Below are 14,276 nucleotides of genomic sequence, written 5' to 3' on the forward strand. Positions count from 1 at the left end.
TATGAAAGTTTTAAAACCTATTTTTTATACAGCAATTGCTGGTCTTGTTTTTACAAGTTGTAAAACAATTTCTAATATACCGGTTCCTCAGGGATCTGATGTAGCAATAGTGGCAGTAGCTAAGAAAGCGCCATTAACAGATGCACAGAAAATCAGTTGGGGGCATTTAGATTTAATAAAAGATTCTATTCCAGGTATGTCAGTAGACAAAGCCTACGATTTCTTAAAAGGTAAAAAGAGTGTAACCGTTATAGTTGGGGTTGTAGACTCTGGTGCAGATTTAGCTCATGAAGATTTAAAAGATGTTGCTTGGGTAAACACAAAAGAAGTTGCAGGAAATGGAGTTGATGATGACAAGAATGGTTATGTAGATGATATTAATGGATGGAATTTTTTAGGAGATGCGTATAAAGAAAATTTAGAAGCAGATAGAATTTTACACAATCCCTCTTTAGAAAGTCCTGAAATTGTTGCAGAAATTAAAGCAGCACACGAAGTAAAAGTTGGAAACGCAGAAAAAACAAAAACTCGATTTGAGCAAATGTTAATCGGCGTAAAAGGAGCTAATGAAAGTTTGGCAAAGCATATTGGAAAAGAAGACTATACCGCTAAAGATGTAGCCGCAATAACCACAGAAGATCCTTCATTATTACAAAGTATTGCAATAGCAAAACAGATGTATGGTTTTGGATTGTCTTCTTTAAGTCAAGCACAAGAAGAAATTAAGAAAGAGTTAGATAAATCTATTGCGTTATTAAATAACGATTATACTAATTATAGAAAGGGAGATAACCCAGAAGATATTAATGATTCTCCGGGTTATGGAAACGGAAATACTGGCGTTTCTATTAAAAGTGAAGCACATGCTACGCATGTTTCTGGAATAATTGGAGCATCAAGAAATAATGGAAAAGGAATGAATGGAGTTGCAGATAATGTAAAAATTATGTCTGTACGTTCTGTGCCAGATGGAGATGAGTATGATAAAGATGTAGCTTTAGGTTTACGTTATGCAGTAGATAACGGAGCAAAAGTAATTAACACTAGTTTTGGTAAAGGCTATTCTCCTCATAAAGAATGGGTATACGATGCAATTAAATATGCAGCAAAACACGATGTATTAATTATAAATGCAGCAGGTAACGACGGTAAAAATATTGATGTAGAAAGAACCTACCCTAACGATTCTAAAGATTTAGTAACAGAGGTTTCTGATAACGTATTAACAATTGGAGCAATGAGTTCTAATTATAACGAAAAGTTACCAGCTAGTTTTTCTAACTATGGTAAAAAGAATGTAGATGTTTTTGCGCCAGGAGTTCAAATTTATTCTACAACTCCAGAAAACGAGTATAAATATTTTAGTGGTACATCTATGGCGGCACCATCAGCAGTAGGAGTAGCTGCTTTAGTACGTTCTTACTATCCTAAATTAACAGCAAGCCAGGTAAAACATATTTTAATGAATTCTGGAATTAAAATTAATTTAGAAGTAATTAAACCAGGATCTCCATCTAGAGAAAACCCTAAAGGAGAGTTAGTTCCTTTTTCAGATTTATCTGTTTCTGGTAGAGTTGTAAATGCTTACAATGCTTTACAAATGGCAGATAGAATGGTAAACGGAAAAAAATAAATTATTAAACTTAAAGAGGCTGTCTAAAAAGGATTAAATCTTGTTATACTGAACTTGTTTTAGTATCTCAACTTACCGAAGTTCAATCTTCATAAGAATCTGAAATAAATTCAGATTGATAAAAAACTTCCTTTTTAGACAGCTTTTTTTTTGAACATTAATTAATATAAATATGAGGAAAATTTACTTTTTAGGATTGTCACTAATCATGCTAACCTCTTGTAAGGTTATAAAAGATACCACTAAGGTGTCTAAAGAAACGTATTGGCAACAACATGTAGATTATACGATGGATGTTGATGTAGATGTAAAAAAATATCAATATAAAGGAAAACAAACATTAGTATACACTAATAATTCTCCAGACGATTTAAATAAAGTATTCTATCACTTGTATTTTAATGCATTTCAGCCAGGTTCTCAAATGGATGTTCGCTCTTTAAATATTAAAGACCCAGACAGAAGAGTAGGCGATAGAATTAGTAAATTAAATTCCAATGAAATTGGATACATTAAAGTAAATTCTTTAAAACAAGACGGTGTTGCAGTTTCTCATGAAACGGTTGGTACTATTTTAGAAGTACAATTAAATAAACCAATTAAATCTGGAGAATCGGTTACTTTAGAAATGAATTTTGATGCTCAGGTTCCTGTTCAAATTCGTCGTTCTGGAAGAAATAATAAAGAAGGAGTAGCATTGTCTATGGCGCAATGGTATCCTAAATTAGCAGAATACGATTTTCAGGGTTGGCACACACCACCTTATATTGCAAGAGAGTTTCAAGGTGTTTGGGGAGATTTTGATGTAACCATTCATATTGATAAAAATTATACTGTTGGTGGTTCTGGAAATATACAAAACCCACAAGAAGTTGGGCATGGTTATCAAGATGATTCAAAAGATTTAAACCTGCCTAAAGGCGATAAATTAACATGGCATTTTAAAGCACCAAATGTACACGATTTTATGTGGGCTGCAGATCCAGAATACATTCACGATGTATTAAAAATGGAAAACGGAATCGATTTACACTTTTTGTACAAGAAAACTTTAGAAGCAGCATATTTAAAAAATTGGAAAGAATTTCAACCTAAAGTTGCTGAGTTGATGACGTACTATAGTGAAAATGTGGGGCAATATCCATATAAACAATACTCTGTAATACAAGGTGGAGATGGCGGAATGGAATATGCAATGTCTACTTTAATTACTGGTCAACGAAAATTTGGAAGTCTATTTGGAGTTACAGCACATGAAATGGCACACACTTGGTTTCAGTTTTTGTTAGCATCAAACGAAAGTTTGCATCCTTGGATGGATGAAGGTTTTACCACCTATATTTCTAACAAAGCAGAAAACGAAATTTTAAAAGAAAATAAAGAAAATCCACATGCAGGTTCTTATAGAGGTTATAGAACTATCGTTGCAAAAGGGTATGAAGAATCTTTATCTACACATGCAGACAGATATAATACAAATTGGGCATATAGTACGGCAAGTTATTCTAAAGGGAATATTTTTTTAAGTCAATTAGAATATGTTATTGGTAAAGAAAATGTAGCAAACGGATTAAAGAAATATTTTAATGATTTTAGTTTTAAACATCCAACACCAAACGACATAAAACGCTCTATGGAAAAAACTGCTGGATTAGATTTGAGTTGGTATTTAAATGAATGGACAGAAACTACACATACTATAGATTATGGTGTAAAATCTATAGATAATAAAAGAATTACTTTAGAAAGAATTGGGCAAATGCCAATGCCAACCGATGTTGAGGTAGTTTATGTTGATGGAACTACAGAAAGTTTTAATATTCCTTTAGAAATGATGAGAGGTCATAAGCCAACAATTGCAACCGTTTTAAAAGATTGGGGTTGGGCAATGCCAACATATTCTTTTACCGTTTCTAAAGCTGTAAAATCTGTTATTATTGATAAAAGCGGATTAATGGCAGACATTAATTTAGATAACAATATACTTGAAGTAAAGTAAGAGTTTTAAAAGATAAATTAAAAGCCTTTCCTGTTTGGAAAGGCTTTTTTTGTTATGTAACAAAACATACAAAACTGTAATTAAAATTCAATTATCTTTGTAGTTATGAATGAAAACTTAAACCCTGAAAACGACAATTTATCAAACGAAGATTTAGACGTAGAAAAAAAATTACGTCCGCTTTCTTTTGATGATTTTACAGGACAGGATCAAGCTATAGATAACCTAAAAATATTTGTTGAAGCAGCAAATCAACGAGGAGAAGCTTTAGATCACACCTTGTTTCATGGCCCTCCAGGTTTAGGGAAAACTACATTAGCGCATATTTTAGCCAACGAGTTAGAAGTGGGTATAAAAGTTACTTCTGGTCCAGTTTTAGACAAACCCGGAGACTTGGCAGGTTTACTAACAAATCTAGATGAACGTGATGTGTTGTTTATTGATGAAATTCATAGATTAAGCCCTATTGTAGAGGAGTATTTATACTCTGCAATGGAAGATTATAAAATTGATATAATGATAGAATCTGGCCCAAATGCCAGAACCGTTCAAATAAATCTAGAACCTTTTACTTTAATTGGAGCTACAACCAGATCTGGTTTGTTAACAGCCCCAATGAGAGCTCGTTTTGGAATAAGTAGTAGATTACATTATTACAAAACAGAGTTATTAACCACAATTATACAAAGAAGTGCTTTTATTTTAGGAGTTCCTATTTCTATGGAATCTGCTATAGAAATTGCAGGTAGAAGTAGGGGAACACCAAGAATAGCTAATGCTTTATTAAGAAGAGTTAGAGATTTTGCACAAATAAAAGGAGACGGAAGCATTACCATAGAAATTGCAAAATATGCCTTAAAAGCATTAAATGTAGATGCACACGGTTTAGATGAAATGGATAATAAGATTCTAATGACTATTATTGATAAATTTAAAGGAGGACCAGTTGGTTTAAGTACCATTGCAACGGCAGTTTCTGAAAACACAGAAACTATTGAAGAAGTGTACGAACCTTTTTTAATTCAGCAAGGTTTTATTATGAGGACTCCAAGAGGAAGAGAAGTTACAGAATTAGCGTACACACATCTAGGAAGAACTAAAGGAAGAAATCAAGGAGAATTGTTTTAGAAAAGCGATTAACTTTTTGCAGTTAGCTAAAAGCTAAAAGCAAAGAGCAAAAAGCAAATGGCTAAAAAAAATGAATATAAAAAAAATCATACCAATTTTAGAATGGTTGCCAAACTATAACAAGTCTCTTTTTAAAGGAGATTTGTTAGCGGGTATAACGGTTGGTATTATTTTAATTCCACAAGGAATTGCGTATGCTTTAATTGCAGGTTTACCACCTATTTATGGTTTGTATTGTGCCTTAGTTCCGCAAGTTATGTATGCCATTTTTGGTTCGTCTAGACAGGTTTCAATTGGTCCTGTAGCTATGGATTCTTTAATTGTGGCAACAGGAGTATCTACCTTGGCTTTGGCAGGATCGGAGAGTTATATTTCAATAGCTATTTTATTAGCGTTAATGGTTGGAGCAATTCAATTTATTATGGGGATTTTTAGTTTGGGTTTTATTGTAAACTTTCTATCAAAACCCGTTATTACTGGTTTTACATCCGCGGTAGCATTAATTATTGGTTTCAATCAATTTCGAAATTTGTTTGGAGTAGACTTTGTTCAAAGTGATCAATTACAATATGTTGCAGCCGATATTTGGAGTCGTATAATTGAGTTTAATCATCCCACAACTGTAATTGGATTGGTTTCTGTGGTAATAATTATGATTTTCAGAAAAATCAATAAAAAAATACCAAGTGCATTAATTGTGGTTATTCTTGGCATTGTAATACTAAAATATTTCGGAAAATCTTATAGTGAGGTTTCCATAGTAAAAGATATTCCTTCTGGGTTGCCAACATTTGGAATTCCGGAGTTTGATATCGATTTAATTAGAGAGCTTTTGCCTATAGCATTTACCTTGGTAATGGTAGGGTATTTAGAAACCATTTCTATTGGCAAATCTTTAGAAGCAAAACAAGACGAATACAGAATAAGACCCAATCAAGAATTAATAGCTTTAGGATTAGGCAATATGGTAGGGTCTTTTTTTAAGGCATACCCAACTACTTCTAGTTTTTCACGTTCTGCAATTAATCAAGAAAGTGGGGCAAGAACAGGTATGGCAGCTTTAATATCAGTTGTAATGGTTATCTTAACGTTGTTATTTTTAACACCTTTATTTTATCATTTGCCAAAAACAGTATTGGCAGCCATTATTATAGTAGCCGTTTTTAATTTGGTAAATATTAAAGAAGCCGCTTTTTTATGGAAAGCAAATCATTTAGATTTTTGGTTGATGTTAGCTACCTTTATTGGTACGTTATTATTAGGGATTGAATTTGGTATTATTGTTGGAGTAGGGTTGTCTTTAATTGTACTAATCTTTAAAACATCTAGACCTTATGTAACAGAATTGGGGAAAGTGCCAAATTCTAATTTTTACAGAAATAAGAATCGTTTTGATGAAGTAATTATAGACGAAGATATTTTAATTTTTAGGTTTGATGCGCAAATATTTTATGCCAACTCAAATTATTTTAGAGATAATTTAGATGAAATGGCTGCAAAAAAAGGAAAGGCATTAAAGTTGATAGTAATAGATGCAGAGAGCATTAACAGAGTAGATAGTACTGGTGTAGAAATGTTAAAAGAACGAATTAAATTTTATCAGAAAAAAGATATAATGTTCTATTTTGCAGGTGTTAAGGGGCCTGTACGAGACGATTTATTTAGAAGTGGTATTCTACAAATTATAGGAATTAATAATTTTTTTATGCGGGCCAATGAAGCCGTAAAGTTTTACAAAACTGGAGATAGAGAACATCAAGAAAAATATGCCAAATACATACATCAAGCATATAAATAATATATTTTAATAGGGTTTAAAAAGAACCTAAACATCCTGCAAGGTTTTAAAAACCTTGTAGGTATTAAAAAAGTAAATAAAAATGATCATAGAACAAATTTATACAGGTTGTTTAGCTCAAGGAGCTTATTACATAGAAAGTAATGGCGAAGTTGCTATTATAGATCCGTTAAGAGAAGTACAAGATTATATAGATAGCGCAGCTAAAAATAATGCAAAAATTAAATATATTTTCGAAACGCATTTTCATGCAGATTTTGTGAGCGGACATGTTACGCTGGCAGAAAAAACGGGTGCTCAAATAGTATTTGGACCAACGGCAAAAACAAATTTTGACGCTATTATAGCAGAAGATAATCAGATTTTTAAAGTAGGTGATATTACCATTACTGTTTTACACACTCCTGGTCATACCATGGAAAGTGCATGTTATTTGTTAAAAGATGAAAACGGAAAAGACCACGCACTTTTTAGTGGAGATACGTTGTTTTTGGGAGATGTTGGTCGCCCAGATTTAGCACAAAAAGGAGACATCACAGAAAAAGATTTAGCAGGTTTTTTATTTGATAGTTTACGTAATAAAGTAATGACATTGGCAGATGATGTTATAGTGTATCCTGCACACGGAGCAGGTTCTGCCTGTGGTAAAAATTTAAGTTCAGATACTGTGGGTACTATTGGCAATCAAAAAGAAACCAATTATGCCTTAAGAGCAGATATGACCAAAGACGAGTTTGTAAAAGAAGTTACAGATGGTTTATTGCCTCCGCCTGCATATTTTCCGTTAAATGTAAAATTGAATAAAGAAGGATATCAAAATATAGATACAGTTATAGAAAATAGTGCAAAACCATTGTCTGTAGAAGCGTTTATAATTCATGCAAATGAAACTGGCGCATTAATTTTAGACGTTCGTCATGAGTCAGAATTTGTAAAAGGGTTTATACCGCAATCTATTTTTATTGGTTTAGGCGGTACTTTTGCACCTTGGGTTGGTGCATTGATAAAAGATATTAAACAACCTATTTTATTGGTAACGCCAGAAGGCGAAGAAGAAGGAACAATAATACGTTTGTCTAGAGTTGGGTTTGATAATGTTTTAGGATATTTAGAAGGTAGTTTTGATGCTTGGAAAAAAGCGGGGAAAGAAATAGATACTTTAACATCTGTTTCTGTAGCTGTTTTAGAGGAAAAAATAAAAGAAAATGTACCTGTTTTTGATGTTAGAAAACCAGGTGAACATGCAAGTGAACATGTTGTAGTTGCAAAAAGTACCCCGTTAGATTTCTTAAACAACCATATTTCTGAGTTTCCTAAAGAGGGCGATTTTTATGTGTATTGTGGTGGAGGTTATCGTTCTGTAATTGCTGCATCTATTTTAAAAGCTAGAGGTATTCATAATGTAATAGATGTTAAAGGTGGTTATGCTGCCATACGAAATTCTAATATTGAAAGAACTGCAGCAGTTTGTCCATCAACTTTAAAATAGTATAAATGAAAAAAATAGTTCCATTATTGTTTTTAAGTTTCTTTTTTTTTAATTGTAGCACACAAGAAGACCTTAAGTCTATTTCTACCAAAGAATTAAAGGTATTAATAGAAAAAGAAAATATTCAATTGTTAGATGTTAGAACACCTAAAGAAGTAAAACTTGGTTTTATAGAAACAGCAAAATTTGTGAATTTATTTGATGCTGATTTTCTTACAAAAGCTTCTGGTTCTTTAGATAAAAATAAACCTGTTTACATTTATTGTAGAAGTGGTAGAAGAAGTGCTAAAGCATCTAAAATACTTAAAGAAAAGGGGTTTAAAGTAGTAAATGTTTTAGGTGGATATAACCAATGGAGAAAGGAAAATTAGGAATATAAATACATATAATAGAGAGAACAAGAGTCTTAAAAGAAGGGTTTTGTTCTCTCTTTTTTTGTACTTTAGTTTTATAAAAACAAACACGATTGAAAATTTATAAATTAGCTTTAATAACACTCTTTTTATTTTTAGTATCAAGCTTAAATGCTCAGTATTCTGCTGATTTTTTAAGATATAGTAAACTGTATACAGAAGCAGCAAGAGTTCGTTTACAGCAAGAAACTACTATTACGATAGCAGTTGTAAATGATAGTTTACAAATTAATCAAGAATTTAAAGAACAAGATTTGTATTTAACCGATGCTGCAAACTATAATTCTAAAAACACTTTAAATTTCTCTACATTTTTTGAGTTAACTAAAATAGAAGCTTCTTCTTTTTCTTATGAAAATAATGAATATGTAGAAAATAAAGTAGAAAAGTTTACAGAGAAGGATGAATTAAATCAGTCTTTTCATGATGATTCAAAGTTGTTAAATTATGTGTATTCTAATTTAGAAAAAGGGTCTAAATCTACCTTAAAATATGCTCAGAAAATTAAAAATCCTCGTTTTTTAATACCTTTTTACTTTGGTGATTATTTTCCTGTCAAACAAAATAAAGTTACCATTATTGCGGATGCAAACGTGCATTTAGAATTTAAAAAATTTAATATTTCTGATGATGAAATAAAATTTACTAAAGAAAAAAAAGGAAAACAGTTCGTTTATACTTGGGTGCTAAACAACCAAGCAGCATATGAGTATGAGGCAGATACACCAAGTTATAAAACCATTTTACCACACATTGTGCCTATTATTACTTCTTATAAAACGAATAATGGAACTATAAAGTTATTAGGCGAAGTTTCCGATTTATACAGCTGGTATTATTCTTTGGTGAAAAATGTAAATACGGAAGCTCCAAGTCAAGATTTGGTAGACTTGGTTACTAAAATTACTGCAAATAAAAAAACAGATTTAGAAAAGGTAAAAGCCATTTATTATTGGACACAACAAAACATAAAATATATTGCTTTTGAGTATGCTTTGGGAGGTTTCATACCAAGAGAATCGAATGAAGTTTTTAGAAAGAAATATGGCGATTGCAAAGACAATTCTAGTATTTTATACAGCATGTTAGCAATTGCAGGTGTAAAAGGAAACTTAACATGGATTGGTACAAGAAGTATTCCCTATACCTACAAAGAGGTTCCGACGCCAGTTGTAGATAATCATATGATTCTTTCTTATGTAAACAACGGAAAAACGTATTATTTAGATGCAACAGGTCGATATATAAAATTTGGAATGCCAACGTCTTTTATTCAAGGAAAAGAAGCATTGGTTGGTTACGGAACAGCTTTTAAGATTAAAAAAGTGCCAATTGTAGCTGCTAAAGAAAATGCTATTATAGATGTAACCAATATAAAAATTGAAAACGGCAGGGTTATTGGTTCTTCAAAAACAACACTTTCTGGGTATCCAAAAATTGATATTTTTAATAGTTTAGAAACCGGGAATTCAGAAGCTAAATTAAAAACATTCTATAACACTGTGTTTCAGAAAGGAAACAATACCTTTTTAATCAGCAATTTTAAAGAAACCAATAAATATAATTATGACGATGATTTTATAGTGAATTATGATTTTGAAATTAAAAATTATGCCAAAAATTTGGGAAATGAAATTTACATCAACCTAAATTTAAATAAAGAAATCTCATTCTATAAGACAGATAAAAAGCGTAAAAACCCTATAGAATATGATTGTAAAAGATATTATAGCTATAGGACTAAATTAGAAATTCCGAAAGGTTATAGTATCGATTATGTGCCTGAAGCCGTAAAAGTTTCTAATGATTTATTGACTTGTGAAATTAGCTATCAAGTAAAAGAAAATGAAGTAATTTATAAGCAAGAAATTGAATTAAACTTCTTAGTGTTATCAACAGAACAACAAAAAGAAGTAAATAAAGAGATTAAAAAAATTGAAAGCAATTATAAAGAAATTGTAGTTTTAAAAAAAGAATAAAACGAAACCTGATTGGTAACTAAGTTTCAGTAAAATCACGTTTTGTCATTCTGAATTTATTTTAGAATCTCAGATAAGTACTTCTTATTTTCTGCCCCATAAATAAATTCAGGGTGACAATTAAGAGGTGATGTTAAAACCGAAAAAAGAATTATGAAGATTAAAATAAACTTATTAATAGCCTTATTATTTATTGTTCAGATAGCAGTAGCGCAAGAAGCACCTTACTTTAAAAGCTATGATTGGGAAGCAACTCCTAATTATAAAATAGACGAAGGAAACACAGAAGATATGATTGCTGTTAAAGAAAAAACAGTAACGGAGTTTTATTTTCAAGGTGAAGATTTGGTAGAATTCTATTTAGAACACAAAGTTTTATGGCTAAATTCTGATGATGCAATCGAAGAATATAACAAAATCTATTTGCCATTTTCATCGGAGGCAGAATTGCAAGTAAACAAAGCAAGGGTAATTACTCCGGATGGGAAATTAATTGACTTAGATCAATCTAAAATACTAACGGCAGAAGATGAAGAAACAGGTAATACTTACAAATATTTCGCTTTAGAAGGAATTACAAAAGGAAGTTTTATAGAGTATATGTATGTGGTAAAAAGACGCCCAAGTTATACGGGTAAAAAATTCTATATTCAAGATGCTTACAATAAAGATAAAGTAGAGTTCGATTTGTTTTCTCCAAGTAATTTATTGTTTAAATTTAAGAGCTATAATAATTTACCAAATGTACAAAGAGACACTCTAAGTGCAGAAAAAAATCACTATAAATTACATGTTGATAAGGTTCAAAAATTAGAAAATGAATACCAAGCACCTTATAACGCTTCAAGAGGTTTTATTGTTTATAAAATAGGTAAAAATATCGATAATATGGATGTTGATATTATTTCTTATAGCAATATAGCTAAGAATTTATACACGTCTTATTATCCAGAATATTCAGAGAAAACAAAGGGTTTATTAAACATTTTTATAAAAGAATTAGCGTTGCCTAAGAATGCAGATGAAGAAAGTATTATAAGAAAATTAGATTTTTATATAAAATCAACCGTATACTCTCAAGATACTTATAACGAAGACTTAGAAGATCTAGACCTTATTTTAAAGACACAAGTAGCTAATGAAACCGGAGTTATAAAACTATACATTGCTGTTTTAAGAACTTTAAATATAACACATGAATTAGTACTTACAACCGATAGAAATGAAACAAAGTTTGATCCTGAGTTTGAAGCAACTAATTTTTTAACCGAATTTTTACTGTATTTTCCTGCGTCTAAAAAATATTTATCTCCAAATGCATCCGGAACAAGATATGGTTTTCCGTTGCCTTATGTAACAGATAATTACGGACTATTTTTAAAGGAAGGGGTTGTTGGAGATCAGAAAACTGTTACAGGAAGAATTGCATATATAGAACCTGTAAAAGTAGAAAAGGTTTTAGATATTATGAATGTAACGATCGATTTTAATAAAGAAAACTTAACCGAAAACACCGTTCATTTAGACAGAGCTTTCAGCGGATATTACGCAATGAACATACAGCCTTTTATGCATTTGATTCAGGGTGAAGATGCTAGAAATGATTTGGTAGATAGTTTTGTAGAAAGCATGACGTACGAGTTTGAAGTACTAAATAGAGAGTTAATAAACGCAGATGCAGAACTGTTTGGCGTAAAACCTTTACAAATAAAAGTAGATTTTACTACGGAAGGTTTTGTAGAAAAAGCAGGAAGAAAGTATTTATTTAAGTTGGGTGATTTAATTGGACAACAAATAGAGTTGTATCAAGAAAAAGAAAGAGTTTTGCCTTTAGAAGGGCAATTTCATAGAGGTTATCAAAGAAGCTTAACACTTCATATTCCTAAAGGATATAAAATCACCAATTTAGACGATATTAATATTAACAACTCGTATGTAAAAGACGGAAAAGAATTGTTCTTTTTTAAATCTTCTTATCAATTAAAAGGAAACACTTTAACAGTAACTGCCAACGAATATTACAAAGAAAATATTATTGAAGTTTCTATGTACGAAGAGTACAGAACTGTAATTAATAGTGCTGCAGACTTTAATAAAATAGTATTGTTATTAGAAGCCGAATAATAGATTTATAAGATTTAAAAAAGGTTATTTTTTGTAATATTTTTATATTCTATAATTTTGTTACTAATATGAAGTCGTTTTAATTCTCTATGAGTGTCTTTTAAATTTAGTTAGATTTTCAATTAAAAAAATAAGAATAAACACCTTTGTATTGCTTACGATTGTTGCTTTGTATTTGCTAAAGTACGTTTTAACAAGGTTGTATAAATAGGTTTGTTTCCTAGTAACATTGTAAATACAGATGCGGTAACTGTAGTGATTATTAAAGGTAATATTAACTCATAGTTAGATGTCATTTCTATGGCTAGAGCTAGGCCTGTTAGAGGAGCTCTAACGGTTGCCGAAAAAATACCAGCCATTCCTGCAATGGCAAATACCCCAGGATGAGAAATTAAATCAGGAAATAATTGTTGCATACTAATACCAAACAGCACGCCTAATATTACACCTAGTGTTAACATGGGTAAGAAGATACCTCCAGGCACACCTGCACTATAACTAAAAAAAGATAAGAGTAGTCTTACTGTAAATAAAAATACTAAAAATAATAAGGTAAACGAATTGTCTAATACTTTTGTGATGGTTTCATATCCACCACCAATCATATCTGGAGAGAAAATACCGATAATAGCAATAATAGATCCCACAAAAACTCCTGTATAAAGGATGGGTAATTTATTTGAAAATTGAAAAAAATTTAAAGATAGAATAAGTACTTTGTTGTAAATTAAACCAATAATACTACAGACCAAACCTAAAATAATAAATAACCATAAACTATAAATATTAGGACTAGGGAACACCATCATTTGTATAATGGGTTTAGATTCTACTAAAACACGTACTATAAAATCGGCTGAACCAGCACCAATCATAATGGCGGCTACAGAATAAAAGTTAAATTTAAAATGGCCATGCATTTCTTCTATAACAAAAATAATACCCGCAAAAGGAGCGTTAAAAGCACTAGCAAGTCCTGCCGCAGCTCCGGCAGAAATTAACGGATTATTTTCAATATTGGTTTCGCCAAAAGTATCTTTAACCATTTTACCAATATTAGCGCCTAATTGAATTGTTGGGCCTTCTCTCCCTAACAATAATCCACTTCCTAAAGAAAACAAGGAGGCGATAAATTTTATTGGAATTACCCTTTTCCAACGCATTGGGCGCACGCCATCTAAAGCACCTTCTATTTCTTGTACTCCACTTCCTGAGGCTTCTGGAGCAAATTTTCTAACCAAAAATAAAGCGATGCTAATTCCTGTAATAGCAAATAAAATAGGCCATACCCAACTTAGTAGATTGCTCGTTTCTACATTTTTAAATAAGCTTTCTCTAAAGCTTTCAATGTAACTTAGACTAAGCCTAAACAAACCAGCAATAAGGCCTACAAGAGTTCCAATTAACAAAGCATAAAATAACAGCTTAAAATTTTTTGTATTCTCATCAGTAGATCGTAGATGTATATTATGAGAAGTATTAAACGGTATCATAAATTAATTAATTATTTTTTTTGATTGAAGTGTTATAAACGTCACTTAAAAAGTAAAATGCCACTTATTATTTTAAAAGTAGAAATCGTTGAACCAAATATTTCAAGTATAAATTTTCTTTGTAGTAAAATTACTAAAAAATGGAATTACAACTCTTTTTTTACGGATTTACTTTTGTTTGTTTTATGGATGATTTAAAGGGATGAGCATAAAATAGAAA

9 protein-coding genes are annotated in these 14,276 nt (G+C 31.0%); 8 read left to right on the forward strand and 1 reads right to left on the reverse strand.

The window, feature by feature from the left end; translation table 11 throughout:
• The first annotated feature begins 1 nt into the window (after position 1).
• The 8 genes from MPF19_RS02740 to MPF19_RS02775 all read left to right on the forward strand — a co-directional run bounded on the left by MPF19_RS02740 (position 2) and on the right by MPF19_RS02775 (position 12,563).
• Positions 2 to 1,633, forward strand: a complete 1,632-nt coding sequence (locus MPF19_RS02740) for a S8 family peptidase (protein WP_249986682.1) — start codon at positions 2 to 4, stop codon at positions 1,631 to 1,633.
• A 208-nt stretch (positions 1,634 to 1,841) separates the two neighbouring features.
• Positions 1,842 to 3,632 carry a M1 family metallopeptidase gene (locus MPF19_RS02745; RefSeq protein WP_249986806.1) on the forward strand — a complete coding sequence of 597 codons (1,791 nt, stop codon included), beginning with the start codon at positions 1,842 to 1,844 and terminating at the stop codon, positions 3,630 to 3,632.
• A 105-nt stretch (positions 3,633 to 3,737) separates the two neighbouring features.
• Complete coding sequence (gene ruvB, locus MPF19_RS02750; protein WP_249986683.1) at positions 3,738 to 4,760, forward strand: Holliday junction branch migration DNA helicase RuvB; 1,023 nt, start codon at positions 3,738 to 3,740, stop codon at positions 4,758 to 4,760.
• A 70-nt stretch (positions 4,761 to 4,830) separates the two neighbouring features.
• Complete coding sequence (locus MPF19_RS02755; protein ID WP_203392601.1) at positions 4,831 to 6,558, forward strand: SulP family inorganic anion transporter; 1,728 nt, start codon at positions 4,831 to 4,833, stop codon at positions 6,556 to 6,558.
• An 82-nt stretch (positions 6,559 to 6,640) separates the two neighbouring features.
• Positions 6,641 to 8,047 (forward strand): MBL fold metallo-hydrolase, encoded by a 1,407-nt coding sequence (locus MPF19_RS02760; RefSeq protein WP_249986684.1) that lies wholly within the window; start codon positions 6,641 to 6,643, stop codon positions 8,045 to 8,047.
• Between the two features lie 5 nt (positions 8,048 to 8,052).
• Positions 8,053 to 8,418, forward strand: coding sequence for a rhodanese-like domain-containing protein (locus MPF19_RS02765; RefSeq protein ID WP_249986685.1), 366 nt, complete (start codon positions 8,053 to 8,055; stop codon positions 8,416 to 8,418).
• A 95-nt stretch (positions 8,419 to 8,513) separates the two neighbouring features.
• On the forward strand, positions 8,514 to 10,439 hold the full coding sequence (locus MPF19_RS02770; protein WP_249986686.1) for a transglutaminase-like domain-containing protein: 1,926 nt from the start codon (positions 8,514 to 8,516) through the stop codon (positions 10,437 to 10,439).
• Between the two features lie 153 nt (positions 10,440 to 10,592).
• Entirely contained in the window at positions 10,593 to 12,563 is a 1,971-nt protein-coding gene (locus MPF19_RS02775; RefSeq protein WP_249986687.1) for a DUF3857 domain-containing protein, read from the forward strand.
• 155 nt (positions 12,564 to 12,718) lie between these two features.
• Here the strand turns inward: MPF19_RS02775 and clcA are convergent, their stop codons facing one another.
• Positions 12,719 to 14,056: a H(+)/Cl(-) exchange transporter ClcA gene (clcA, locus tag MPF19_RS02780; protein ID WP_249986688.1), complete on the reverse strand. Its 1,338-nt coding sequence runs from the start codon at positions 14,054 to 14,056 to the stop codon at positions 12,719 to 12,721.
• Positions 14,057 to 14,276 lie beyond the last annotated feature (220 nt).

This window comes from Polaribacter sp. Z014 (genome assembly GCF_023555435.1).
Taxonomy (GTDB): domain Bacteria; phylum Bacteroidota; class Bacteroidia; order Flavobacteriales; family Flavobacteriaceae; genus Polaribacter.

Excerpts from the sequence above, each read along its gene's own strand:
- MPF19_RS02765 (WP_249986685.1), top strand. The coding sequence starts at position 8,053 with ATGAAAAAAATAGTTCCATTATTGTTTTTAAGTTTCTTTTTTTTTAAT.
- MPF19_RS02755 (WP_203392601.1), top strand. The coding sequence starts at position 4,831 with ATGAATATAAAAAAAATCATACCAATTTTAGAATGGTTGCCAAACTAT.
- MPF19_RS02775 (WP_249986687.1), top strand. The coding sequence starts at position 10,593 with ATGAAGATTAAAATAAACTTATTAATAGCCTTATTATTTATTGTTCAG.
- ruvB (WP_249986683.1), top strand. The coding sequence starts at position 3,738 with ATGAATGAAAACTTAAACCCTGAAAACGACAATTTATCAAACGAAGAT.
- MPF19_RS02745 (WP_249986806.1), top strand. The coding sequence starts at position 1,842 with ATGCTAACCTCTTGTAAGGTTATAAAAGATACCACTAAGGTGTCTAAA.
- MPF19_RS02740 (WP_249986682.1), top strand. The coding sequence starts at position 2 with ATGAAAGTTTTAAAACCTATTTTTTATACAGCAATTGCTGGTCTTGTT.
- MPF19_RS02760 (WP_249986684.1), top strand. The coding sequence starts at position 6,641 with ATGATCATAGAACAAATTTATACAGGTTGTTTAGCTCAAGGAGCTTAT.
- clcA (WP_249986688.1), bottom strand. The coding sequence starts at position 14,056 with ATGATACCGTTTAATACTTCTCATAATATACATCTACGATCTACTGAT.